This window comes from Pantoea sp. ICBG 1758 (genome assembly GCF_002928325.1).
In the GTDB taxonomy this organism is placed as follows: Bacteria; Pseudomonadota; Gammaproteobacteria; order Enterobacterales; family Enterobacteriaceae; genus Pantoea; species Pantoea eucrina.
Genome location: NZ_POWL01000001.1, coordinates 912,448 through 938,065 on the forward strand (window position 1 = coordinate 912,448; position 25,618 = coordinate 938,065).

Below are 25,618 nucleotides of genomic sequence, written 5' to 3' on the forward strand. Positions count from 1 at the left end.
GATCCAGGCACTCAGCCAACAGACAGCCGCGATAAACCGACTCGCTGAATCGAATGAAAGCCTCGTGGCCGTGATTTACGATTCATTCCTGTCTGAAGACGATGATCATCCCGCTCAAATTTACCTGAACGGGAAACCGCGAGGATGACCGATGAAAGCGGGCATATTAAAGCATTATGTCGACCTTCAGTCTCATCGCGACATTCAGGATCCGATTACCGGTGACATCACCGAAATCTGGGAAACACAAGCGTCAGTATGGGCGGAGGTCGCGCCACTCTCAGGACGGGAATTTATCGCCGCCAACGCGATTCAGTCAGAAATCCGGGCGCGCATCACGATGCGTTATCGGGATGATGTGACCAGCGACTGGCGGATCCTGTTCCGGGGGAAAATTTACAACATCGCGGCCATTCTTCCCGATCTCTGGTCCGGCCTGGATTACATGACCTTACCTTGCACAGAAGGGGTAAACGATGGCTGATGGTGTTGATTTCTCGATCGTGGGGGTGGATTCCCTTCTGGGTAAGCTGTTCGAAGTGTCTGATGACCTCAGGCGCAGAGGCGGGCGCGCTGCACTTCGCAAAGCCGGGAACATTATCGTGAGGCGTGCGCAGCAAATCGCCGCACGCGTAGATGATCCGCATACCGGGCGAAGCATTGAAGATAATATTGCGCTTCGCTGGAATGGTCGGGAGTTCAAACAGCATGGAAATATTGCTTTTCGCATTGGGGTTTTACATGGTGCTGTTCTTGTAAACCATCCCGATCTGGGAGAGAACGCGCCGACCCCACACTGGCGATTACTCGAATTCGGAACCGAAAAAATGCGGGCGCGCCCGATAATGCGACCGGCGATGGAAGCCAGCATGAATGATGTGCTGCATACCTTTACCACCGAGTATGAAAAATCCCTCGATCGCGCCATCAAGCGCGCCCGAAAGCGGAGCCAGCCATCATGATGAATGCACCTATTTTCGAAGTGCTCGCCCAAAGTCCTGATGTGATGAAATATCTCGGGCCGACCATTCTCCGCTTTTATGATTTTGCCAATAAACCTGAAAAGGCCACCTATCCCTATGGCACATTTCAGAACTATGCCGGTTCACCGCAGATGTTTCTGGGAACCTTGCCGGATGTCGATATGTTCTCGCTTCAGGTCGACGTTTTCGCAAAGACCGCCGCAGAGGCCCGAAATATCGCGCTGGCGATCCGGGATGCCATCGAGCCGCATTCCTACATCACCCGCTGGGGCGATCACGTCCAGGATGATGAAACCAAAAGTTATCGCTATTCGTTCGACGTTGACTGGATGGTTCTTCGATAACCCATCCCACCCAGCCGCCTCAGGGCGGTTTTTTTTCGCGTGGAGAAAATCATGTCTGTTTTAACGCAAGGAACCCAACTCTGGGTTTATAACAATGTCACAGTCGGGGAGATTGAATGTATCACTGCCTTTAACCCCGGCTCTTCTCCAGCCGATCAGATTGAAGATACTTGTCTAAGCGAAAAGAGCACGCGCACCTATAAAAAAGGGCTGCGCACCCCGGCGCAGGCTTCGCTGACCCTGAACGCGGATCCGAATAACCAGAGTCATCTGATGTTGAGTAATCTCGCCGAAACCGCCGACCAGTCCGATCTGGTATTTGCTATCGGGTGGAGTGATGGGGATTCCGAACCCACGGTTGATAGTACGGATTCCGATAATGCCGTTGATGGTTTGATCCTCCCATCCGATCGGACCTGGTATGTTTTCAAAGGATATGTGTCCGATTTCCCGTTTGATTTCCAGGCGAACACCGTGGTTCAGTCAACCGGCACAATCCAGCGTTCGGGCGCGGGGATCTGGGTTCCTAAGGTCGCGGATGCGGGTTCGTAGCACATTTGGCAACCTGACATAAGTATATACATTGTATAATCCCCTTCATTGAGTTGAGGGGGAAATAATGAAAAATTTACGTTGGAAGGGTGGTTTGATTGTTGCGGCAGCGGTTATCGGTTTTCAGTGGTATGTTGAGGCGAATCCGGTTGAACCCGTCAAACCCGTTGAAGATGTGAAGCATGAAACCCTGACGAAGATGAACAGTTTGAATCTGTCACTGCCAACCACCCCCGTGACTGAAAAAGTGAAGGTGATTAAAAACTGGCAATATCATTTTGAAAATGACCAGCTTCGTCACACCATTAAAGAATATGGTGACAATGCATCACAGAATAAAATCAAATTTGCTTTTCCGTATGATCGCGATACCTGGCTTCATATTATGACCGTCAGCGGCAATCTGAATATGAAAAAATATAAACCTCATGCGCCCGTTCGCGAGGTTTACTTAACCACCAATAACGGTCAATTTGAATGCGGTTATGACGGCTGTTATGCCTCAGTGAGTTTTGATGGCGGTAAAGTTCATCGTTTCCATCTTGAAATGATAAATACCTATCCGAACAATGTTATGTATATGACTGACGGTCAGGCCTTCATTAAAGAGGCGAAGAAACACAAAAACGCGATTATTGAGGTCGATTATTTCAATAACGGTTCGCAACAATTTATGTTTAGCCTTCATGATGAAAAGTTAAAGTCTTTTTCATCTTAAGCCTCACAGCCCGCTTCGGCGGGTTTTTCATTTCTCTCTGATTTCGATTCTGTTAAGATCTCATTGCTGCGCTTTCGGCTGTTTGTCGTGAGCATCAGTGATCGGCAGGCAAAAGAAAGCCCCCAGCAAACTTTTTATCATTTGGAGGGGGCGACCCTTGTCTTCGCAACACAAGAGTAGCCCCTTAACCGCCGAAAGGCAAGTTTGGAGGCTCAACCATGCAAAACAAAGGCGCAGTTATGGCTGCGATCATCTGTTTAACCATTCTGGCTGTTATCTGGCTGGAACGTGACAGGCTCTGTGATGTTCGCATTAAAACGAATGTCTTTGAGGTTGACGCCGGGTTGAGCTACGAACTTAACAGTTAAGGGGTCTGAAGGCGGGGTTCGTCCCCGCCATCAGGCGAAGAATTGTCGCAAAGCGCAGCTTTCACAGAACCCGCCTCGTGCGGGTTTTTTCATGGACAAAAAATGAAACTCACCCTCGAAAATCTTGAAAACCTCGGTGCGTTTACCGGAAGGCCGGTTGAACGTGAGATCGAATGGCAGCAGGGCAAAGACACCTTTCAGGCGACCGTGTTCATTCGTCCGATGGGGTATCAGGCTGCAACCTCTGACATCATGGCGATCGGCGGTAAAATCGACGGCATCGCCGGACGCATCGCGGCATCGGTCTGTGATGAAGAAGGAAAGCCGGTGTTCACGGTTGCTGACATTACCGGCGAAGCCAATCCCGATCGCGGGCCGCTTGATGGCGCGTTGACTGTTGCACTGCTGGTGGCCATTCAGGAAGTGAATGATCTGGGGAAGGCTACCAGCTCACCGAAGAAGACGAATTCTGGTGTGAGCTAGTGCTGAACGGAATCGGCGGGAAAACCATTGCAGAGGCGAAAGAATCCCTGTCCCGCCCTGAATATCAACTTTGGGCGCTTTACCGACATAAATATGGCTCTCTGAATGCCGGTCTTCGAACGGAATGGTCAGGTGGTGTGGTGGCCTCGGTCATTGCGAACGCCCATCGCGATCCCGCAAAACCGCTCTTCCAGCCCACCGATTTCACACAGCACTTCAGCGAACCAGAACCTGATGATGATGGACCCATTTCGCTTGAGGATGCCATGAATACTTGGCATTAGTTAGGCTTCTAACTATCGCTCTGATTGATAAGATTTGACGTTGCCCTTTATTAAAATCGTTTTGCTGTACTTTTTATAATAAAGAGGTTACATGAAACGATACAGATCCAAAGGCATTGTCATTTTATTTATTAGCTTGTTTGTCACACTGCTTACACTTCACAACCTGATGAATCATGATCCTTTCTTTCAGAAAATTCGCGGATCTTATATTCTACTCGCGCTGGGATTTATTTTCTCCTTTTATGGCGCTTATCTGATTAACAAACGATCGACTTCTCGTTATGACGCGCTTGATCGGGCAAGGCTTTTAAAGAACGGGATAGGTTATATTGTAAATTATCAGGATGGTCCTCCTGCATTGAATTATGACATGATCCTTCTTCAGGCACTTCAGTTTATTCACAAAGACCCTAACAGATCGGCCTCTGAGCTATTTGAAATGAATTTTCATGAGATTGGGCCAATTTATGAGAACATGCCCCACTGGCTCGGCAAAGAGTATTTAAGAGAGCTGAAGAGGTGTCTTCGGTCTTACTTGTAAAAACAAACCCGCTTCGGCGGGTTTTTTTATGGGGATATTATGGCAACGCGATCCCTCGGTACGCTTACGATAGACCTGATCGCCAAAGTCGGCGGGTTTATCAGCGGTATGAACCAATCTGAGCGCGCCGCCGATAAATGGCGACGTAACACCAAAGCCGCCGCCCTGGAGGTTGGCGCAGCGCTCGCAGGCGTTGCCGTCGCCGCTGGCAGTGCCGCAGCGGGTATCGGTTCAGCAACTCTGTCGCTCGTCAAGAATACCGCCGACCAGGTGACAGAAACCGATCGCTGGGCGAAATCACTGGGCATTTCCACTACAAATCTTCTTCAGTGGCAATATGCCGCCAAACAGGCAGGCATAGCAGGCGATCAGATTTCCGACATCTTCAAAGACATCAACGATAAAATCGGTGATGCCGTTCTGAACAAGTCCGGTGATGCCGCTCAGGCGCTCGATACCCTCGGGCTTTCTGCGCAGAAGCTGCAAAAACTCTCGCCTGATAAGATCCTCACGGAAATCGGGGACGCCTTAAACAAGTCGAATATTTCGACGGCAGGCAAAACCAATATCCTCGAAAGCTTGGTGAATGACGGTTCTCGCCTGTTGCCGCTGCTGGAGGATAACAACAAGCAGCTGAATAAATTTAAGGAAGACGCGAAAGATTACGGTCTGGCTCCGAGCGAAGACCAGATTCAGGGACTGGTGAAGGTGTCGAACTTCTTTCGCGATCTTGAAGGACAGGTTGACGGTCTTAAAACGCAGATTGCGGCGGGGCTGGCTCAGGTCGATTTGTCCCCGCTTCAACGCGGGCTGGATCAGCTGAGAAAAGTCTTCACCGATCCGACCGTGCTTCAGGGCTTAACGACGCTGGTTGGTGGTGTCGCGAGCCTGGTGGCGGATTTCGGAACCATTGCCGCCCGTGCTGCTCAGTTCACCTCGTTACTCTCTCAGGTGGGGGACCGGTTTAAAGCAGGAGGATATGCCGCCTATAACGCCCAGCAAAACTCCGGCTTGAATTCACTCGGACTGGGCAACATTCATCTTCCCACTCAGGCCGCAACGCGCACCTCAAATTATAAACTCAATACCGGCGAGACCAATCAGGCCAATCAGGCCGCGAAGCAGCTGGCGAGCACATACAATAACGCCACACTTCAATATCAGCGCATGATCGCCACCATCAACACCAGCGCCCAGCGTGGTCAGCAGGTAACAGAACTTCAGAAGCTGAATTTCAATCTGCAAAGCGGCAACCTCAAAACGCTCAATGACACCCAGAAAACCCGCCTTCGCGATCTGGCGACAGAAGTGGACCGCCTGAACGCCGTGAAAAAGGCGAATCAGGATAATCTGACGGTTCAGCAATACATGACCAATCTTCAGAACCAGAACCTGAACGCCCGTGCCTCGAACAACGTCAACACGTCCGGGTTTGGTTTGAGCGATACCGAAAAGCAACGCCTTCAGGACATCATCAGCATTCGCCAGGATTATCTTCAGCAACAACAGGATCTGGATAACCAACGCACACGCGGGGATATAGATGCCGATGTGTATACCCGTGAAACCGCCGCGCTTCAGAAAGCCCTTCAGACCCGGATCAGCGATCAGCAGGATTACTATAAAAAACTGGACCAACTTCAGGGCGACTGGCTCGATGGCGCATCGACCGGTTTTCAGAACTGGGTGGAACAAACCTCTGACATCTCCTCGACCGTTGAAGATGATGTGAGTTCGGCCATGTCTTCCGCGCTGGATAATGTGAATTCCGCCCTGGAAGGGAACACCGTGAGCTGGAAACAGTGGAGTGTGTCCGTTCTCCAGATGATCGAGAAAGTGGCCCTTCAGGCCGCCGCCTCGAATCTGTTCAGCGGATCAGGTGGGTTGTTCAGTTCCGCGATTTCCGGGATTTCGAGCTTCTTCGGTGGCGGAACCACGGCGAACGCGAAAGGGGGCATCTATGCCAGCGGCTTAAGCGCCTTCAGTAATTCTGTCGTCAGCTCGCCGACGATGTTCCGGTTCGCGAGTGGCGCTGGCCTGATGGGCGAAGATGGGCCTGAGGCGATTATTCCCCTTCAGCGCGCCGCAGATGGTTCGCTGGGTGTGAAAGCGAGCGGCCTGAATTCCGGCGTTCAGGCTCCGGCGGGTGGTGTTCAGGTCAACATCACGATTTCTGACAGCGGATCGCAGTCCACCACGAACAGCGCAGACTGGCGTCAGTTCGGTAATGAGATCGGACGCTTCGTTGATGAACGCTATAAGCGCAATCTCGCGCGCGATTTGCGTGATGATGGCGATATTGGTCGTGTGGTTCGCGGAAAACGCTAGGGCGGAGCTATGGCTATCGACACTTTTACCTGGTGCGCACGCATTAACGCATCGGGTGACATGACGTTTAATGTTCGATCTGTCCAGTTCGGTGACGGTTATACCCAGGTTGCCGGAAACGGCATCAATACCCGCAGCCAGAACTGGAACCTGACCTTTACAGGCACAGAATCTTTTATTGGCGAAATTAAAGATTTTCTCGACGATCATCAGGGCTATCGCGCCTTCGCCTGGCAACCTCCTGGCGAAGATCTGGGTCTCTATCGCTGTTCCTCTTATAACCCCACCGCGCTCGGTGCGGGTCTCTTTGAAATGACCACCACCTTCGTTCAGGCCTATGCCCCATGAGCTTAACCAGTGACTATCAGAAACTTGAACCCGGATCTGAAATCCGACTTTACGAAGTTGACGGTTCCGCGTTTGGCGTGGATGAAGTGCTTCGTTTCCATGCCCATAACATCGCACACACCGAAGCCGAAATTCTGGCAGCAGGTGGCGATGAAACGAAATTACCCGCTAAATCGATATTCTGGCAAGGTCAGGAATATTCCGCATGGCCCTGTAAAATCGAAGGCCTGGAGGTATCGACAACCGGGAGCGCACCGAGTCCACGGCTAACGGTTGCGAACCTGAATGGATCGATTACCGCGCTCTGTTTGCAGTTTCAGGACATGCTTCAGGCGAAGGTGTCGATTCATGACACGCTCGCGACCTATCTCGATGCGGCCAATTTCCCGGACGGCAATGCGAACGCCGATCCGACGCAAGAAAAACTTCGGGTGTTCTACATCGACTCGAAATCGAGTGAAACCAAAGTACAGGTAGAATTTCAGCTGTCGAGTCCGATGGACCTTCAGGGGCTGCAAATTCCGACCCGGCAGCTTCATGCGGTGTGTACATGGTGCATGAGAGGGAAATACCGATCCGGTGATGGTTGTGATTATGCCGGGACCAATTATTTCGACAAATTCAATAATCCTGTCTCTGATCCGAGCCTCGACACCTGCTCGGGAACCATTACCGGCTGTAAATTGCGTTTCGGACAAGATAACCCCTTATCGTTCGGGGGGTTCCCCGGCACGTCGCTATTAAGAACCTGATCGCTCAGTTTGTGCAGCTTATTTATTCGCCTTTCTTATTATCAAATCATCTTCTGGAGTGAGGTGTTCATGTTAGCTCAGTTAAACGATGCCACATTGTTCTTTGATGTTGTCGATACCGAATTTGAAAACATGGATGATCCGTCTACGAATAAGCCAGTGATGCTCGCACTGTCAGGCGGCTATGGTTATGGCCATGCTTATTTGCGTCCGTCACTGGATAACCTCTCCTCCGATTATCAGATTATTTACGCCGATATGCGCGGTCAGGGCCGTTCATCTGATGTGCCAATGTCGACGATTCAGTTCGACACGATGGCGGATGATGTGGCCGCACTGATTACTTATCTCGGTCTGGAATCGGTGTTTGTCTTTGGTCACGCCTCAGGGAGCTTCATCGCCCAGAAACTCGCGATCCGTCATCCGGGAAAAGTGAAGGGTCTGATTCTGGTCTCAAGCTCGATGGGGATGACGGTTCTTCCTGGCAAGGATGAAGAGGGTTATCCGACCCCATTCCTGAAAGATCGTGTTCAGGGTGAGTTGCTCGATGTTGCCCATAATTTTTTCTTTAATCCGAATCCGCTCAGCGAAGCAACCTTTGTCGATTATGCAACGCGCGTCGGGCCGTATTATATGGCTCCGAAAAATATGGATCGCTTCGATTCCATCTGGATGAATGTTCATTACAAGATGAACATGGTGAATCATTTTCGGAGTCTGAATCCTTTCTTTACGTCGCTCGGGAAAATCAGCCTGGTGAAAACGCCTGCGTTGATTATGTCAGGCTTCCATGACTGGGCGACGCCTTCTGTTGGTTCCCATATGCTCGCAAAAAAAATGCAACATTGCGATTTTGTCGTATTTAACGACTCTGGGCATTTTCTTTTTATTGAGGAACCCGATCGTTTTTACGATCAGGTAAAAGGATTCATTAATAAGAATATTCAAGTGTAGTGATGGTGTCGTTGTAAAACCCTGTCAAAGGGATTTGATTCTTACCTCTGGCCTTTAACTTTAAGAGAGGTTTTTATGTTTGCAAATGTGAATGGTAAAAAGATTTTTTTTGATGTTGTTGGAGAAGGCCTGAATGCTCAGACCTCCAAATTAAAACCTCGCGCCACCTTTATTGTGATTCACTGCGCTTCCGGTTTTGATCACGGTTATCTCCGTAATACGATGGATCCGCTGAGCCTGCTGGGGCAGGTGATTTATCTGGATTTGCCGGGTTCGGGCCGAACTGACGTCACTGATGTTCGCAAAATCACCTTCGAATCGATGGCGGATGATGTGGCGGGCCTTATCGATTATCTCGGTCTCGGGAAAGTCTATATTGTCGGACACTGCGCAGGCGGATTCGTGGCGCTGCATTTTGCCCTGCGTCACTATGATCGCCTGAAAGCGTTGGTGCTGGTCAATACTGCACCCAGTGTTCACAAGGTTCATGATCAGGTCGCACCGAATCCCATGCTGTCTGAACGTGCCTGCGAAAAAGTGGTGGAAACCTGCCTTCGGGTTTATGCGCCAGGTGTCGTGACGGAAGAGACGTTAACGCGCGGGCTGGTGGATGAAATGCTGAAGACGGTCGGTCCGTTCTTTTTTGCGGATCAGTTTATGGATCTTTACGACGGTGTTTTTGGTTACACAGGAATGAACGTGGCCATGCTGGATCACTTTGTCACCGAGCTTTATCCCGCTTACGATTTACGTAATGAGCTGGATAAGATTTCCGCACCGACGCTGATCGTTGCCGGTGCTCATGACTGGCTGACGCCACCCAGCGGTTCGCGCCTGATGTACAGTAAGATCCCCGGTTCCGTTTATGTCGAATTCCCGGACTCCTGCCATCTGAGTTTCGCTGAAAAGCCGATCGATTTCTTTGAGAAAGTGAAAGATTTTTTCCTTGAGCAAATGACAAAGGACTGAGCCTATGTTTGCAAAAATTAACGACATGAGCATTTTCTTCGATGTGGTGGGTGAAAAGCTCGATGCGGTTACATCACAACTCAAGGAAAAACCCACGGTTGTCGTGGTGCATGGTGGTCTGGGGTTTGATCATGGCTATCTTCGTCCGGGCCTTGATCCGCTTGCGCTTCCCTTTAATCTCATTTACTGGGATATGCGGGGACAGGGCCGATCTTCTGATGTGCCTCTTGAGTCGATCACCCTCGAAAATTGTGCTGATGATGCCAAAGCACTTTGTGATTATCTCGGGATCAAGAAAGCGTTTTTCCTGGGCCATTCGGCTGGCGGTTTTGTCTCGCTGATGGTGGCGCTTCGCCATCCTGATTTGGTTGAAGGTCTGGTGTTGTGTAATACCAGCGCGGGCCATCAGTTTACGCCAGGCGAAAAGGAATCCCAGAAAACGCCGACGCTGGTTAAACGCGCGCCGCAAGAGGTGGTGTCCATTGCGACGAAGCTCTTTATGCCTGCCAGCCTTGAAGAGATGATGGACAAAAAGCGCATTGAAGTTCATCGCAAGTTCCTGAATCAGGTCGGCCCTTACTATCTCGCGCCGGGTAATGAAAACATGTTTTTGCCCGTGATCCGCTACAGTGTTCCGACGACCCGAGTGATGGATCACTTTGTGGCGAATATCATTCCGAATTACGATCTGAGTGATGAGATTCAGAAGATAACCGTTCCCACCCTGATTATTTCAGGTGAGCATGACTGGGTATGTCCACCGATCTCAGGCCGTTTTATTGCGAACAAGATCGTCAATTCATTATTCGTTCTGTTTAACAATAGCGGGCATATGCCCTTTATTGAGGAACCCGAACGGTTTGACGACCTGGTGGTCGAATTTATCCGAAATCATTCCGAATAAGACCCAACCCGCGAAAGCGGGTTTTTTTTCCCTCAAAAACCTCATCGAATACCTAAGTTATTTTCGCTCAGAATGAGATTTCCTAAACATTGATTTAAAGATAATCAGTTGACGGTTTTGAGATCTTGAAAACCGCTCTGTTCTTTAAAGTGTTGAAAATAAATTCTAATTTTGAGGTTTTTGGAGATTTCATGAAAAGTGGTTTTAAGAAGTCTTTCATCACGGGAAGCATTCTGTCGGCACTCTCGATGCCGGTGTTCGCGCAACATTTTTCCTCGATGACCGTATTTGGTGACAGTCTGAGTGATAGCGGTAACGTGGGGCGCTTTACTGTGGATGGCGATAAAAATGCCCTTTATGATGATCATCTGGCATCTCATTATGGCTTAACGCTTAAGCCTTCTTCACAAGGCGGAAATAACTTTGCCCAGGCAAACGCGGATGCGTTACCGGGACTGAACCCCGAGAACGTCAATACTCAGGATCAGGTCGCTAACTACCTCGCATCCACGGGCGGCAAAGCGGATCCGCATGGCGTTTATATCCACTGGATAGGCTCTAACGATGTCGCCAATGCCCCTGAAAATCCCGCCACTGCTACGCAGACCATCACCAACAGCGCGAACGCCGCCGTGAGTCAGGTTAAAGAACTTCTCGATGCCGGTGCGGGAACAGTCATTGTCCCGAATGTTCCCCATCTGGGCAATACGCCCTTTGTGGCGGAAACGGTCGCCTCGTCGCTCGGTCCTCAGGCGGTTGCAGCCGTTTATCAGGCGCTGAACAGTGTGAAGACACCCGACCTTGCGTCGCGCGAAGCCGCCGTTCATGCGGCGTTTGTGAAGTTGGCTAGCGCTTCATCCTCTGATCCCACTCAGCAGCAAACAATCGCGGATAAGCTGTTTTCCAGCTGGAAGGCGCTTGATGGTGAGGTGAACCAGCTGGCGGATTCTTACAATCAGCAGGAAGATGCGGGTCTCTCTCAACTTCACGGGAACATCGTGCGGGCGGATATGGCCGGTTTGTTCGATGACATCATTGCCGATCCGGCGAAATTCGGTCTGACGAATACGGTCGGGACTGCTTGTCCGACCGGAACCGCTGCCAACGAATGCCATTCTGATCAGCCAGGCTTCAACAAAGATGAAAACTATCTGTTTGCGGACCGCTTTCATCCCACGCCTGCTGTTCACGCCATCATCGCGGATTATATTCAGTCTATCCTGAACGCCCCTCAACAGGTCGGCGCGCTCTCTGTTGCCCCTCAGGCGTTGATAGGAGACACCCAGAGTTCACTGGACGGGAACCTTCAGCAGCTGCGCGAGAACGGTCCTAAAGGTGATTTCACCTCATTCTTTGGCTATGCCGGTCAGCATATCAACGACACCGACGATAATTCGAGTAATGGCAATGCCAATACCTCGAACTTCACGTTCGGCTTTGGTTATAACGTCCTTCCAAACTGGCAAGTCGGTTTGCTTTATGCCACCAGCGACAACCGGGAACATCCGACAGGTGATTTTAATTATAAGCTTCGCGGTAATATGTTCGGGGTTTATAGCCAACTTCGTCTGTTTAACCGGGGCTGGATCAGTGGCGATTTGCATTATGCCGATCTGGACTTTGACAGCATTCACCGTTCCTTCAATCTGGGTTCCTATCGGAAGACGGAAGACGGCAGCGCGAGCGGCAAGGATTTAGGGTTTCGCGTTCTTACTGGCTGGGATTTCCCGATTACAGACACTGTTTCAACGAGTCCCGTTCTCGGTTATTCACTGGATTATGTTCATGTTGGCGGGTACAGCGAAGAAGGTAACAGTGAATCGGCGATGCGTTTCGGTGCGCAGGATGCACATACCCAGACCGGATCCATTGGCTGGCGCATCGACACCAAAAACTTACCGGTGAACCCGTTTGCACAGGTGAAGTATAACCATGCATGGGGCGACACGAATTCAGACGTCCGCGCCGGGATCAAATCCACCCAAACCGCTTTTGAAACGTCGGTCTCTGAGCGAGATAAAAACTGGGTTGATTTCACCGTGGGTGCGAACATGCCGCTCGGTCAGGTCATTAACGCTTATGCCGCTGTCTCGACCACGGCCAGCAACAGCAAAGCCGATAACATTGGCTGGAATGTTGGCCTGAGCGCCACTTTTTAAGGGGGTCTTATGATGGAATTTGAATGGATTATTTCACCCGCCGGAGACATTCATTATGATGTGGCGCTCAGCTATATTCAGAATCCGCTCCTGCGAAAAGCGCTGAAAGATCGGGAAAACCATTTCAAAAATCAACTTTGCTTTGCCTTAATTTATCTTTCACTCTATTACGAGAACTATTTCTATTATCACTATTATGATGAGTTTGTTCGGGTCCAGTCTCTGGGAGACATAACGGGCTGGCAGAAAAAAGAGATCCCACCTAAATCCGTTTCTCAGGCGCGAATGAATTTCTACGGACCAGCCTTTCATCAGGAAATTCTCGTTTATCTTGATTCGAACGAGCGGGGCTTTCTGAATGCCCTTGACAGATCGGTGATTGAGTATGTCGCCGCTAAAGATCTGGTCACGTTCAAACACATCGATTTGCCCGAACATTCTCCAATACTGACCGAAATTTATGGTTAAGCCGAACCCCGCGAAAGCGGGGTTTTTTATGGGCGGTATCATGAACCAGCAAATTAAAAACGCCATATTTGAGCACGCAAAACTAGATTACCCGTCAGAATGTTGCGGCGTCATGGTCCAGAATAGCGAGCAGGAGTTTTATTTTCCCTGCCAGAACCTTTCCGCCAGCCCGACTGATCAGTTCATTCTCAATCCCAAAGACTTCGCCGCCGCTGAGGATTTAGGCGTCATTTCTGCGATTGTGCATAGCCATCCAGACGCCACCACGCAACCGAGTCAGCTCGATCGGGCGATGTGTGATGATTCCTGTGTACCGTGGGTCATCGTGAGCTGGCCTGAAGGGGATTTGAAATGGATTTATCCTCGGGGTGAATTACCGCTTATCGAACGTCCGTTTGTGCTCGGTCACACGGATTGCTGGGGGCTGGTGATGAGCTACTTTCGGCAGGTTCACGGCATCGAACTTCACGATTACCGCGTTAATTTTCCGTGGTGGGAAGATGGCCACCCTGAAAACCTTTATCGGGATAACTGGTTTGATTGCGGATTTCGGGAATTTGTCGGCAAACCTCAACCTGGCGACCTCATTATGATGCAGATCCAAAGTAAGAAGTGGAACCACGCGGGCATCTATCTCGAAGGGAACATGATGCTTCATCATCTTTATGGCCGTCCCAGCAATCGAACCCCTTACGGCGGGTACTGGCGGGAAAGGACGATCAAGATTGTCAGGTATCACACACTTTTTGAGTAAAATGAAAGGTTTTATGAGGATGTTCAGTGGAATGACTAACCGCTTTTTCGCATTAAAAGAAAAATCTGCGATGATCATGACGGTAAACTATCTGTAAACAAAAATGCTTCACAGGTTTATCATGAAAAAAACAGGTCTTCTCTTACTCAGCGCGTTAATGTTAGCCGGATGCGCAACGTCGCCTGTCAGTCCTTCTCAGGCGAAACACGTTCCCGCCGATCGGATTTCCTATCATGGCAAAGGCGATGCCGCGATCACCATTACCCGCGATACTGGTTATATGATGGGCGGATGTTATGGCGTGCCTACGCTTGACGGAATGGATATTGCGCGAATCGATACCGGCGAAACCCTTACCATCGCCGTTCCTCATGGTGATCATTTATTAGGTTTCAAAGGCGATGATCAAGGCCGTGGATTGTGTTCAGTGTCCGCTGATAGTCTTTTCAAAGAGATTTCCGTGACCTTAAAACCTCATGAAACGAAACGCTTTCGGATTTCCTCAATCGGTGATGATCCCTTAGGCATCCATCCCACGTCTATCAAGTAACACAAACCCGCTTCGGCGGGTTTTTTGATTGACGCACACGGGTTTATTTTTTTACTTTTGCCCCTCTTATATGTATATTAAAGATGTACATAACAAGAGGTCATCTTATGCAAATGAGTAGCGCAGAAGCCCGTCAGAACATGGCGGAAATCATGAACGGAACTGAGGATGTCGTGTTAACCCAACGCGGAAAACCTCTGAAGGCGGTCATTTCGTTTGAAGATTATGAGGCCTTTAAACGGTTGAAAATCGAACAGGAATTGAGTTTCATCTTTGAGCGGCATGGTGATGTGATCGAGGCACTTTCCGATCGATGAAACTGATCGATGGGAAAGGGATCATAGAGGCGCACGACTATATTTTAAGGCGTTCGCCTGGCTTATCGGGCATATCTGATGCAGGTCGAGCGGAATCTGTCGCCTTTCGCATTAATAATGCGCTCTCTTATGGTGAGATCGAGCCAGATCTTTTTGTGATTGCTGGTCTATATACAGTCGCTATCGCAAGAGGACATATTTTTAATGATGGCAATAAGCGGACGGCGTTTGTTGTGGCAATGCAATTTCTCTTATGCAATGGCATAACGCTGCGAAATGACCGCGATGTTCTTGAGAGCGCGATTGTCGAAGCTGCAACAGGTGAGGCTGACTATATGCAACTTGCCGCCATTTTCAGATCGTTACAAGTCTGATAATACGTTTCTTTAAACCCGCTTCGGCGGGTTTTTTATTAGGGCAGGCATTGAGTCAGTCAGCGTTCATTCTTGAAGGGATGGGTGAAATCCGTTTCATTCCTTTCCCTCATATAGCGAGTTGTAATGGATTTTGGACGCGATCCGCTTTCCCGGAATACCTCAATTCACCCGGACTGTTATGCGATTCGATACGCTCAACCATCAACGCCGCGCGTGTTTCTTTTGAGGCGGGCGCATAAGCGCCTTTCCAGGCCTTATCGATGCCGATGTTCCTTGCAACGTTTGTACTGTCAGCACTGGCAAGCGGCAGTTCAGTGAATATTTGCGGATTGAGCATCCGTAAACCGTGGAGCTTCGCAATCGGCTGATTATGCGTGTCGGTAACATGCCGAATGATGTCTTTCATGCGCGCCACAGCGATTTTTGGCCGTGAAACGTCATATTCTCCGCAACTGCCAATCGCGACCCGGTGATATACCGAACACAGGCGAATAAACCGCTCTGGACTTTCGTTCATATGCCAGACCGGCACGCCGGAAAAATCGCCGTGAGGCCATTCCTCAAGCAGGGCATCATTCTCTGATTCGCCGCCGTCGATAACGTCAGGGATGATCGCAAAATCGAATCCCGGATGATTTTTCCAGCGCGCCACAAACTCATAATAATCGTCCCAGTCTGTTTTGTTCCCCCCAGCGGCTTTCCATGCCGTAAACGCGCCGTTGTCCAGTGCGAATGACTGGCAGTATTCAGACGCGAGATGAATTTGTTTGGGGTAAGCAAAAGAGATAAACGCATGACGGGCTTTCCATGCACGGATGGCGCAGGTCTCAGGCGTAATGGGACCGCCGTGATAATGAATCATTTCTTCACGCTCTTCATTAAAAACTCCAGGAGAGGTTATGAAGACACTAATTGAAGCACAGGTTACGTGGACATACCACGTTCACGAGGTAACAGCATGAATCTGAACGTTCAATTTTCAGATGAAGAGCGAAAGCTCATCATTAATATACTTGAGCATGAAGAGAAGAAGCTTGAGGTTAAGCGGTTGCCTTCGCCATATCGGCGTAAGGTTCTCAAGTTATGTGCTCAGTTGATTCGGAAGAGTCGGAAAACCCAACCGGTTTCATTCGAACAACTTCTGGGGGCAATTGTTACTGATGATGAACTCTCACGGATCAGATTCGTTCAAACCCCGAAACTCAGCCATCACGTCTCGTTAACGGAAGATGAGAAGAGAGACGTTCAAGAAAAAATTAACAAGGCTGAAATAAATTCTCCAAAGGGTGGATTCAGCAAACATGACCGCGAGATTGTTAAAGCTAAAGCAGTCAAAATTGTTCTGAGAAAACGCAAAACCATGCAATCTAAAGAAGAAGAAAAAAAAGATTCTTCATTCAAATGGAAAAAACCGACACCTTTTCGTCGCTGATTTATCAAAAAGGATCACGCATGGTGGGTTATAAATCCTTAGCTTAAGTCTCATTGAGATAAAAGCAAGCCGAAGCTGGTTAATGTTAAACGTGATTATTCAGATATTTGATAATGCTTTTGTTGATCAGGGGAAGAGGCGCATAGATTGAGCATTTTTCTGTTTCACAGAACAATAAAATACCGGCGCTGCGCTTTCGGATGTGTGTCGGGAGCGTGAGTTGTCGGCAGACAGAAGAAAGCCCCAGCGAATTTTTCAACTCAACTGGGGCCGGTTTCATGCCTAGACAACATGATTCTAGCCCCTTACCCGCCGTAAGGCAATTAAGGAGGCTCAAAATGCTAAACAAGGCGACAGCGATAGCTGTCCTGATCTGTCTCACCATCCTCGCGAGTGTGTGGTTAGAACGAGACAGACTTTGTGATTTTCGTGTGAAAACGAAGCTCATCGAGGTCGATGCAGGTTTGAGCTACGAACTTAAACGGTAAGGGGCTGATAGCGGCGGTTCGCCGCCGCTTATTTGTCTGGCTTTCCGAACAGCGCAGCAAACCCGCCTTGAGCGGGTTTTTTTGTGGGTGAAATATGGCTGAAGTAATGACCCGAATCGAACTGGGCGGGGTGCTCGGTCGAACCTTCGGGAAAGTGCATTATCGTTCTATCACGCGAACGCAGGAAGCTGCGCGCGCGCTCGCCGCCACGATTAAAGGGTTTGAATCTTTCATGATCACCAGCAAGCGACGCGGCCTGACCTTCTCGGTTTTCAAAGACAAGACAAACATCAGCTTCGAAGAGCTGAGTTATCCCGTTACCGGCGAGACGATCAAGATAGTGCCGGTCCTCATTGGCAGTAAACGCAGCGGTCTTTTTCAGACGATCATCGGGGCGGTGCTGGTGGTGGTCGGCGTGGCCATCAGTTACTTCACGGGCGGAACAGCATCAGCCGTTGGAGCGGGGATTGCGAAGTTTGGCGGGGCGATGTTGATAGGCGGGGTGATCCAGATGCTATCCCCACAACCGCCTGGTCTCGCGCATAAGGATGATGCAGACAATGCGCCGTCATATGCCTTTGGCCCCGCCGTGAATACCGCCGCTCAAGGTTATCCCGTGCCACTTCTTTATGGCAGGCGTCGCATCGGTGGTGCGGTTATCTCCGCCGGAGTTTATGTTGAAGACCAGCAATAAGGAACACCCATGACTGAAATGCTGACGCGAATCGAGTTGGGTGGCGTGCTGGGTAAAACCTTCGGGAAGGTGCATCACCGACTGATTTCCCGCACACAGGAAGCCTGTCCCGCGCTGGCGGCCACCATTAAAGGCTTTGAGAAATACATGATTTCGAGCCGAAAGCGAGGCCTCACGTTTTCGGTTTTTACAGGCAAACAAAATATCGGTTTCGATGATCTGAAAAAACCTGTCTCAGGTGATGTGATCCGAATCGTGCCGGTCATCATGGGCAGTAAGCGCGCGGGTCTGCTTCAGACGATTGTCGGTGTGGCGTTAATAGCTATCGCGACCTTCGCGCCGTGGGGTTCAGCCATTGCCGGAAGTAACTTTGTCTTCCAGGCTGGCGTGGCCGTCACGCTCGGTGGGGTGGTCCAGATGCTTTCTCCTCAGGCGCAGGGCTTATCGTACAAAGACGATTCTGATAATCAGCCGTCATATGCCTTTGGCCAGCCCACCAACACCGCCTCTCAGGGCTATCCGGTTCCGCTGCTTTATGGGAAACGGCGAATCGGTGGGGCGATCGTCTCCGCCGGAATCTACGTCGAAGACCAGCAATAACTTTTGTCATCCGAATAGACCGCCCAGGCGGTCTTTTTTTATGGGCGCGATATGGCAAAGAAAGAGATTTCAGGTAATAAGGGCGGCTCATCCTCGCCACGAACGCCGGTCGAACAGCCGGATGATCTTCAGTCTGTCGCGAAAGAGAAAATCCTTATCGCACTGGGTGAAGGGGAATTTGGCGGTGAGTTGACCGGACAGAATATTTTTCTCGATGGCACACCTCTGAATAACGCGGATGGGTCAAGTAACTTCAGCGGGGTGACATGGGAGTTTCGCCCAGGCACCCAGGACCAGACTTATATTCAGGGTTTGCCGGGAACAGAAAACGAAATTGCGGTGGGAACAGCCATCACAGAAACGTCCGGCTTTACCCGAACGTTTACGGATTCCACGCTGTCGGCGATACGTCTTCGCATTCAGTGGCCATCGTTGTTCGAACAGGAAGATAACGGGGATCTGAATGGGTATTCGATCGCCTATAACATCTCGGTCTCAACGGATGGCGGCGCATTTCAGACGGTCATTGATACCGCTGTTACCGGCAAGACAACAACGGGCTATGAGCGAAGCCATCGCGTCGATTTGCCGCAGGATGGTTCGACATGGACCGTTCGTTTAACCCGAACCACGCCGGTTCAGAATTCCGCGCGCGTCGGCGATACCATGACGCTCGAAAGCTATACCGAAGTTATCGATGCCAAACTTCGCTATCCGCTGACCGCGCTTCTTTATATGGAATTTGATTCCCGTCAGTTTTCCGGGAACGTTCCTCAAATCACCTGTGAGCCGAAAGGGCGAATTATCCGTGTGCCGGATAATTACGATCCAGATGCGCGCACCTATTCAGGCGAATGGGACGGCACGTTTAAATTCGCGTGGACCGATAATCCTGCCTGGGTCTTTTATGATCTTGTTGTCACCGATCGGTTCGGACTCGGTGACAGGCTGACCGCCGACAACATCGATAAATGGACGCTCTATACTGTCGCCCAGTATTGCGATGAGCTGGTTCCAGACGGAAAGGGCGGCAGCGGAACCGAACCGCGTTTTAAATGCGATGTGTATGTTCAGAACCGCTCGGATGCTTATACCGTCTTTCGCGACTTTGCGGCGATATTCCGGGGAATGACGTACTGGGCAGGCGATCAGATTGTGGCGCTGGCGGATATGCCGCGCGATGTCGATTACAACTATACAAACGCCAATGTGATCGATGGTCAGTTTGCTTACTCCAGCTCGAACACCAAAACGCGCTATACCTCAGCACTGGTGTCTTATTCCGATCCTGATAACGGGTATGCGGATGCGGTTCAGCCGGTGTTTGAACCCGATCTTGTTAACCGTTACAAGACGTTTAATCAGCTCGAACTGACGGCGATCGCCTGCACCCGCCAGAGCGAAGCAGATCGGCGCGGTCGGTGGGGGATTTTAACCAACGTTCAGGACCGGGTGATCACGTTTCAGGTGGGGCTTGATGGTGATATTCCGCTTCCAGGCTATATCATCGCCGTTGCGGATGAATACCTTTCAGGCAGGATTGCCGGTGGGCGAATCCGTTCCGTGAACGGTCGTGTCATTACTCTCGACAGAACGCCTGATGCGAGTGAAGGCGACAGGCTTCAGCTTAACCTGCCTTCGGGGATTTCTGAGGCGAGAACGATTGAGTCGATCGCTGAAAACCTTGTGACCGTCTCAACGGCTTATTCAGAAACGCCTGAGGCGGAATCGGTGTGGGTGGTGGAATCCGCCGACGTGCTGGCGCAACTCTATCGCGTCTCGATGATCTCGATGGACGATGACGGTAATTTCAGCATTACCGGTAGCACTTACGATCCCTCAAAATATGATGCCATCGATACCGGCGCGCAGCTCGATTCACGTCCTGTCAGTGTCATTCCCGCAGGCACACAGAATGCCCCACAAAACATCGTGATCGGTGAATACAGCGTGGTGAATCAAGGAATCAGCCTTCAAACCATGCGCGTTCAGTGGGATCCGACCGCGAACGCGCTTGCCTATGAGGCACAATGGCGGCGCAATTCGGGTAACTGGATCAATGTGCCGCGCACCTCAACGATTTCATTTGAGGTTCCGGCAATCTATACCGGCACTTACACGGTTCGGGTTCGCGCCATTAATGCCGCTGAGATTTCATCTGGCTGGACCACATCTGATCCGGTCGAATTAACCGGCAAGGTCGGCAACCCACCGAAGCCACTCGGGTTCAGTGCAACAACGGATATTGTCTGGGGCATCACATTAACCTGGGGATTCCCGGACAACACCGAAGACACGTTGAAGACCACAATTCAATATGCAACGAATGCCGATGGAACGGATGCCACGTTGCTTTCTGATGTCGCTTATCCCAGCCATGTTTATGTGATGCAGGGATTGCTTTCGGGTCAGGGATTCTGGTTCCGCGCGCAGCTGGTGGACAAATCAGGAAATGAGTCAGGCTATACGGACTGGATAAGAGGTCAGGCATCGGACAACATCCCAGATATTATCGGCGACATCAGTAATGAGATTGAGGCGTCACCCGCTTTCCAGCAGATGACCGACAACCTCGATGACCTCTCTCAGGCGGTTCTTCAGAACTCGCTGGCTAATAACGCCACGAGCAATCTTCAGTTTCAGCAGTATGGCGAGGTGAAGGCCTCAATTCTGACTGTTCAGACCACGGTTGCCGATAATACTCAGGCACTCGCTGAGCTTGATACGGAAGTTCAGGCTGAATTCGGCGACATTAATTCCTCGATCACAACGGTTCAACAAGCCCTTGCCGATGCTCAATCTTCCATAGCGACCTTTGAAACGCAGCTTCAGGCCGTTCAGGATGATACGTCAGCCCTTGTTGATACCAAACTGACCGCCAACATTCAGGATGATGGAACCGGAACGGCGACGTTCTCGCTTCGTGCGGGTGTGACACGGGGGGGAACGTTTTATGGTGCAGGGTTCGCGCTCGGTGTTGCGCCTAATGGTGCGGGTGGCTATACCGCGACCACCATCTTCAACGCCAACCAGTTCGGGATTTATTCAGGTTCCGATCCGAGTCAGTTTCAGCTGGCGTTCAGCGTCTTCAACGGCCAGACCTTTATTAATCAGGCTTTCATTCAGGACGCCTCGATCACGAATGCGAAGATCGGGGATTTCATTCAGTCGAACAATTATGTTTCAGGATCGACAGGCTGGTCCATTAACAAAAACGGCGGTGCTGAATTCAGTGGCGTGACGGTTCGTGGAGACATTGAAGCCACTAGTGGCCATATGTCCAACGTCACAATCGATGGAACCTGTGATGTTCAGCTTCTTCGTGCGCAAAACATCCAGGGTGATCTGATTATTGGGTCTGATAGCCGTGGTGAAGGCAATTTGTTTCATCTTGGTTCACAGCTAAGTAATCCTAATTCAATCGTAAAAGGCCAATTATATTTGATTTGTACATTCCCCGGCGCTCCTTTCCCTCGCATTGCGACGTTCACTCAACCCATTCAATTTAATTTCGGTGGTGAAAGAAACGTGGTTGACTTTGTAACTGCAAATGGTTCCGTGGGTTATTCCTTTGAAGCTGGTAACCAAAGTGGCGCAAGAAATCAAACTGTAACAGTGAATATTCCTGCTTCTTCTTTTGATGCTACTGAGGCGATTTATCTTCGTGTTAATAGCCGAAATTATAATGGGGCTGTGACATTTACGGGAAACATTCTCGTCATGAGAAGCACTAGCGGAGTGGCCTGGGCGGCAAGTTCGTTCTGAAAAGTATGACAATAACTTTATCGACATAGCTTGTCCGTGCAAGTAAGAGCACAGATAAACAAAATATCATTTTTCACTAACTAGCTAATTAACTGAGGCCCGTTAGCCAGGCTTTTTTATATATTCTTTAACTTTAATTTATTAAATTTTTTTTGTTTTTATAAGAAAAAACTTCTCTCATAGTTAAACGATTTTTCCTTCAGATGATTTAAATATAGATAGGGCGAAATTATGCCAGCAGGCTCGATTTCTTTAACGAACGGAAGCGGAACTGTCACAGGAGAAGGAACCTCCTTCACAAATGAAGTAAAAATTGGTGATTACATCGCCTTTACGAGCGACGGAATCAGTTATGCTTATCCTGTCAGCGCAATCTCAAGTGATACTAGCCTGACGATTAAACCTGTTTTTGCTGGACCGACTAAGAGCGAATTACCGTTTAACGTCATCCCCTCATCACAGATGCAAGCTATTCCCACTCGGCTAATAACACAGGTTACGAACGCACTTCTTCAGGACCAGGCAGATCGGGCCAACTGGCAAAAACTGCTGACCGAAGATGGTAATGTGACCATTACCAATCCTGACGGAACGCAAACCACGGGGCCGAGCTGGCCAGCCGTCTCAAAAGGGATTGATGCGACCAATCTTGATAAGGCGCAGCAAATCGCAGACCAGACCAGCGCCGCCGCGACAGCTGCTGCCACAAGTGAAACGAACGCCAAAGCTTCTGAGGATGCCGCCGCGCAAAGTTCATCAGATGCCAGCACTTCAGCAACAAATGCCGCCGAAAGCGCTCAGCAAGCCGCCGATTCAGCCAGCTCAATCGGCGATGAACTCGATCAGGCGTCAGCAAGTGCAGCAGCCGCCGCTAAAAGTGCAACAGACGCCGCAGCCAGCGAAGCAAACGCAAGCACATCAGAAACCAACGCCAAAGCTTCTGAAGATGCCGCCGCTGCCAGCCAGCAGACCGCAGCAGAAAGTCAGAGCGCAGCCGCCGCCAGTGAAACTAATGCGGCAAGCAGTGAAGCGAATGCCGCAGATAGTGCAAATGCCGCAGCCACCAGCGAGCAGAACGCATCGCAGAGCGCGAGCGACTCAGCAGACAGCGCCACCGCTTCCGCCACATCAGAAACTAACGCCGCAAGTTCAGCGAGTGATTCGGCAGATAACGCCACCAGCGCCAGCGCAAGCGCAGATCGTGCAGAGGCCGCAGCCGATGCACTGGAGAACAATAACGCACTTGCGAACGCCATCGATCACATCGACACCGATACCCATGATGTGTTTTTTAAAGCCTCAATCGCATCAGGTGCAACAAGTGCATTCACGGAATTACGCACTATTTCAGATGGAACCACACCCGCAACAAGCGAAATCGTCCTCACCGATAATACGGGTGTTACCGATGAAGAGCCGGACGCGACAGTCATTAAAACGTGGTCTATGCCAGATGAAGAAGGCCAATTAATCCGGCTTGCTGATACCGGCATCGAATCCGTTTCAGAAAGCAATGTGACCTTTGACGGCGCTGTCAGTGTTGGGGTTGAAGCGGTAAAAGATAATGATCTCGTGACCCTTCGCCAGTTGCGATCGGCAACAGCGGGTTCTGTTTCAGGCGGTCCAACACTAAATGGCGTGATGAATAATGCGTTGGGTGCGGTTGAATGGTTTAACGGTTCGCGAGCTGCGATCTGGCCGGGTTATCTCCCCGCTGATGGACAGATTCTGAATCGTGCAGATTATCCTGACTTGTGGAATGCTGTTGAAAGTGGATTTTTCATCTCAGTTTCTGACGATGACTGGCTGGCGGGTATTGATTCGGGGGGGCACAATAACCAGGCCTCTTATTCAACAGGTGATGGTTCAACGACATTCCGACTTCCTGACCTGAACGGGACGCAATCCACCTCCGTTCCTAACCTGTATTTGCGAGGCGTAGGAGTCGTTAACCCTAATGTCGGTAAAGCTCATCAGGACGGCGCACCAAACATAGTTGGCTCATGGTCAGCAGGTGGCGCGGTAGGAGTGATCAATAAGACAAACTCGCAAGTTAGGGGCGCTATAGGTAAAGGGACAACAGATAAAGCCTATGGCGCACCATACGTTAATAACAACATAAGTTCGCCTGCGGTTGGCGCTTCTCCAATAGTCCAGAATACGCCGCTAACGGGCAATGATCTGACTTTTGACGCCAGCAAGAGCTATGCAGGATACGGACGTTCTCCTACTGAGATTCGTCCCTCATCCGCCCTGGGTATTTGGATGATTCGGGTTAATGGCATATTCAAAGCCGATACAAGCTTTCAGGTCATCACAGCGGATGAAGCGCTTCCGGCTTCAGGTTCTGTCGTCAATGGAGGTGTAATCGATTCTATCTATAACGCGGGCGGAAATAACCTCGCAGCAGCTCAGCTGCGCGTTAATTTGACAGTAGGTCAAACACCCGTAGCAATGCTGGATATTATCGATAAAACCACAGACGAGATTTTGACAGACACTGTTATCTTCAGTCGATCAGGCATGACTTACCGTGAAGGATCAGGAACCGGAAGCGACAATAATCGCAACGGCGGAAACTATCGTTCAGAAACGGCGCAAAGCTTCGGCCAGATGCGGGCATACCGTAATTCAGCTGATGGTGGTCTGGTGTTTGAGGTGTCGCAAGATGGGGGGGCATCACGGAACTTCTTCATGACAGGTAATGGTGCGATGGTCGTTCCTGGCGGAATGACAGCGCTAAATGGTGAAATCCTGTCATCAAATGCTGATATTGCTGCCGCTGTTACGGCTACCGGCACGCCTAATAATGGCGATTTCCTTAATTCACCAGCTGTTCGTTCAATGTTGTTTGGACGAGGGGTCGGCGGAGATGCTCGCGGTGCATTTTTTGGCATGTATCACCAGGAATATGTCGGAAATTATTCACAAGGAATTTTCAACCTGAATGGTTATGGAACCGATCATAACTGGTTTTTCAGGCAAGATGGCAATGCTTATTCACCAGGGGGGCAGTTTGTTACAGGTGGGTCGGATGTTCGCCTGAAAGATAATATCCAACCAGTGAAAGTCGGTTCTGGCGAACGGATCGATGCTATTAAGGTCATTGAGTTCGAGTGGTGGAAAACCGGCGAAAAGGACAGGGGTTATATCGCCCAGGAAATGGATGAAATCGATCCTTGCTATACCAATTTGGGAGGAGAAAACACTGATAAGGATGGGAACAAGTTTGAAGTAATGGGTGTCAAAGACCGCGCTATTCTGGCTGACATGATTGTTTGTGTTCAGAATCTTCGCAAAGAAAAAGCCACATTAAAAGACGAACTGAACAAATCACAAGCAACAATAAAATCACTTATTGAGGCATTGGGTTATCTTGCCGATGATGATCAGAATGCATTCAAAGATAATCTGAACTCTCTTCGTGCAGGCAATATTTAAATCAGAAAACCACATCGGATAAATATTCTTTAAGCCTATAGA

The 25,618-nt window shown here is 50.0% G+C and carries 28 protein-coding genes; 27 read left to right on the top strand and 1 reads right to left on the bottom strand.

Translation table 11 applies throughout. The annotated features are described in order from the left end of the window. Positions 1-151 precede the first annotated feature (151 nt). From C1Y41_RS04545 to C1Y41_RS04645, 21 genes are all read left to right on the top strand, one after another. Positions 152-484 (top strand): phage head closure protein, encoded by a 333-nt coding sequence (locus C1Y41_RS04545; RefSeq protein ID WP_104084914.1) that lies wholly within the window; start codon positions 152-154, stop codon positions 482-484. Next, positions 477-962, top strand: a complete 486-nt coding sequence (locus C1Y41_RS04550) for an HK97-gp10 family putative phage morphogenesis protein (protein WP_104084915.1) — start codon at positions 477-479, stop codon at positions 960-962. The genes C1Y41_RS04545 and C1Y41_RS04550 overlap by 8 nt, the downstream gene beginning before the upstream one ends. Further along, positions 959-1,327 (top strand): DUF3168 domain-containing protein, encoded by a 369-nt coding sequence (locus tag C1Y41_RS04555; protein WP_369826766.1) that lies wholly within the window; start codon positions 959-961, stop codon positions 1,325-1,327. The genes C1Y41_RS04550 and C1Y41_RS04555 overlap by 4 nt, the downstream gene beginning before the upstream one ends. Positions 1,328-1,378: 51 nt before the next feature. Continuing rightward, entirely contained in the window at positions 1,379-1,879 is a 501-nt protein-coding gene (locus C1Y41_RS04560) for a phage tail tube protein (RefSeq protein ID WP_104084916.1), read from the top strand. A 67-nt stretch (positions 1,880-1,946) separates the two neighbouring features. Continuing rightward, entirely contained in the window at positions 1,947-2,597 is a 651-nt protein-coding gene (locus tag C1Y41_RS04565) for a hypothetical protein (protein WP_104084917.1), read from the top strand. A gap of 218 nt (positions 2,598-2,815) precedes the next feature. Then, positions 2,816-2,965 (top strand): Hok/Gef family protein, encoded by a 150-nt coding sequence (locus C1Y41_RS04570; protein ID WP_104084918.1) that lies wholly within the window; start codon positions 2,816-2,818, stop codon positions 2,963-2,965. A 102-nt stretch (positions 2,966-3,067) separates the two neighbouring features. Further along, the gene (locus C1Y41_RS04575; protein WP_104084919.1) at positions 3,068-3,448 is read left to right on the top strand and encodes a phage tail assembly chaperone family protein, TAC; all 381 of its coding nucleotides are present in this window, start codon (positions 3,068-3,070) and stop codon (positions 3,446-3,448) included. Beyond that, positions 3,448-3,732, top strand: coding sequence for a phage tail protein (locus C1Y41_RS04580; protein ID WP_369826767.1), 285 nt, complete (start codon positions 3,448-3,450; stop codon positions 3,730-3,732). Before C1Y41_RS04575 ends, C1Y41_RS04580 begins: the two co-directional genes overlap by 1 nt. A 91-nt stretch (positions 3,733-3,823) precedes the next feature. Beyond that, positions 3,824-4,276 (top strand): hypothetical protein, encoded by a 453-nt coding sequence (locus tag C1Y41_RS04585; RefSeq protein WP_104084920.1) that lies wholly within the window; start codon positions 3,824-3,826, stop codon positions 4,274-4,276. A 39-nt stretch (positions 4,277-4,315) separates the two neighbouring features. After that, on the top strand, positions 4,316-6,604 hold the full coding sequence (locus C1Y41_RS04590; protein WP_104084921.1) for a phage tail tape measure protein: 2,289 nt from the start codon (positions 4,316-4,318) through the stop codon (positions 6,602-6,604). 9 nt (positions 6,605-6,613) lie between these two features. Further along, positions 6,614-6,952 carry a phage tail protein gene (locus C1Y41_RS04595; protein WP_104084922.1) on the top strand — a complete coding sequence of 113 codons (339 nt, stop codon included), beginning with the start codon at positions 6,614-6,616 and terminating at the stop codon, positions 6,950-6,952. Then, positions 6,949-7,704, top strand: coding sequence for a phage minor tail protein L (locus C1Y41_RS04600; protein ID WP_104084923.1), 756 nt, complete (start codon positions 6,949-6,951; stop codon positions 7,702-7,704). The genes C1Y41_RS04595 and C1Y41_RS04600 overlap by 4 nt, the downstream gene beginning before the upstream one ends. Positions 7,705-7,773: 69 nt before the next feature. After that, on the top strand, positions 7,774-8,658 hold the full coding sequence (locus C1Y41_RS04605) for an alpha/beta fold hydrolase (RefSeq protein WP_104084924.1): 885 nt from the start codon (positions 7,774-7,776) through the stop codon (positions 8,656-8,658). Between the two features lie 87 nt (positions 8,659-8,745). Beyond that, positions 8,746-9,627, top strand: coding sequence for an alpha/beta fold hydrolase (locus C1Y41_RS04610; RefSeq protein WP_158249862.1), 882 nt, complete (start codon positions 8,746-8,748; stop codon positions 9,625-9,627). A gap of 4 nt (positions 9,628-9,631) precedes the next feature. Further along, positions 9,632-10,531, top strand: coding sequence for an alpha/beta fold hydrolase (locus tag C1Y41_RS04615; protein WP_104084926.1), 900 nt, complete (start codon positions 9,632-9,634; stop codon positions 10,529-10,531). A 125-nt stretch (positions 10,532-10,656) separates the two neighbouring features. After that, entirely contained in the window at positions 10,657-12,690 is a 2,034-nt protein-coding gene (locus C1Y41_RS04620) for an autotransporter outer membrane beta-barrel domain-containing protein (RefSeq protein ID WP_369826768.1), read from the top strand. 9 nt (positions 12,691-12,699) lie between these two features. Beyond that, positions 12,700-13,158, top strand: coding sequence for a hypothetical protein (locus C1Y41_RS04625; protein ID WP_104084927.1), 459 nt, complete (start codon positions 12,700-12,702; stop codon positions 13,156-13,158). A gap of 40 nt (positions 13,159-13,198) precedes the next feature. Further along, positions 13,199-13,912: a C40 family peptidase gene (locus tag C1Y41_RS04630; protein WP_104085342.1), complete on the top strand. Its 714-nt coding sequence runs from the start codon at positions 13,199-13,201 to the stop codon at positions 13,910-13,912. A gap of 121 nt (positions 13,913-14,033) precedes the next feature. Further along, positions 14,034-14,462, top strand: coding sequence for a hypothetical protein (locus C1Y41_RS04635; RefSeq protein WP_104084928.1), 429 nt, complete (start codon positions 14,034-14,036; stop codon positions 14,460-14,462). Between the two features lie 107 nt (positions 14,463-14,569). Continuing rightward, complete coding sequence (locus C1Y41_RS04640) at positions 14,570-14,779, top strand: type II toxin-antitoxin system prevent-host-death family antitoxin (protein WP_158249863.1); 210 nt, start codon at positions 14,570-14,572, stop codon at positions 14,777-14,779. Continuing rightward, on the top strand, positions 14,776-15,153 hold the full coding sequence (locus tag C1Y41_RS04645; protein ID WP_104084930.1) for a type II toxin-antitoxin system death-on-curing family toxin: 378 nt from the start codon (positions 14,776-14,778) through the stop codon (positions 15,151-15,153). Before C1Y41_RS04640 ends, C1Y41_RS04645 begins: the two co-directional genes overlap by 4 nt. A gap of 109 nt (positions 15,154-15,262) precedes the next feature. Here C1Y41_RS04645 and C1Y41_RS04650 read toward each other — a convergent pair whose 3' ends face one another. Continuing rightward, a complete protein-coding gene (locus C1Y41_RS04650) occupies positions 15,263-16,018 on the bottom strand; it encodes a hypothetical protein (protein ID WP_104084931.1) in 756 nt (251 codons plus the stop codon). Positions 16,019-16,114: 96 nt separating this feature from the next. Here C1Y41_RS04650 and C1Y41_RS04655 point away from each other — a divergent pair, with 96 nt between their 5' ends. From C1Y41_RS04655 to C1Y41_RS04680, 6 genes are all read left to right on the top strand, one after another. After that, complete coding sequence (locus tag C1Y41_RS04655) at positions 16,115-16,588, top strand: hypothetical protein (RefSeq protein ID WP_104084932.1); 474 nt, start codon at positions 16,115-16,117, stop codon at positions 16,586-16,588. Between the two features lie 338 nt (positions 16,589-16,926). Further along, positions 16,927-17,076 (top strand): Hok/Gef family protein, encoded by a 150-nt coding sequence (locus tag C1Y41_RS20425; protein ID WP_104084933.1) that lies wholly within the window; start codon positions 16,927-16,929, stop codon positions 17,074-17,076. A gap of 94 nt (positions 17,077-17,170) precedes the next feature. After that, positions 17,171-17,770, top strand: coding sequence for a tail assembly protein (locus tag C1Y41_RS04665; protein ID WP_104084934.1), 600 nt, complete (start codon positions 17,171-17,173; stop codon positions 17,768-17,770). Between the two features lie 9 nt (positions 17,771-17,779). Then, a complete protein-coding gene (locus C1Y41_RS04670; RefSeq protein ID WP_104084935.1) occupies positions 17,780-18,370 on the top strand; it encodes a tail assembly protein in 591 nt (196 codons plus the stop codon). A 51-nt stretch (positions 18,371-18,421) separates the two neighbouring features. Further along, positions 18,422-22,135 carry a host specificity protein J gene (locus C1Y41_RS04675; protein ID WP_104084936.1) on the top strand — a complete coding sequence of 1,238 codons (3,714 nt, stop codon included), beginning with the start codon at positions 18,422-18,424 and terminating at the stop codon, positions 22,133-22,135. Positions 22,136-22,366: 231 nt separating this feature from the next. Next, positions 22,367-25,576, top strand: coding sequence for a tail fiber domain-containing protein (locus tag C1Y41_RS04680; protein WP_104084937.1), 3,210 nt, complete (start codon positions 22,367-22,369; stop codon positions 25,574-25,576). Positions 25,577-25,618: the final 42 nt, after the last annotated feature.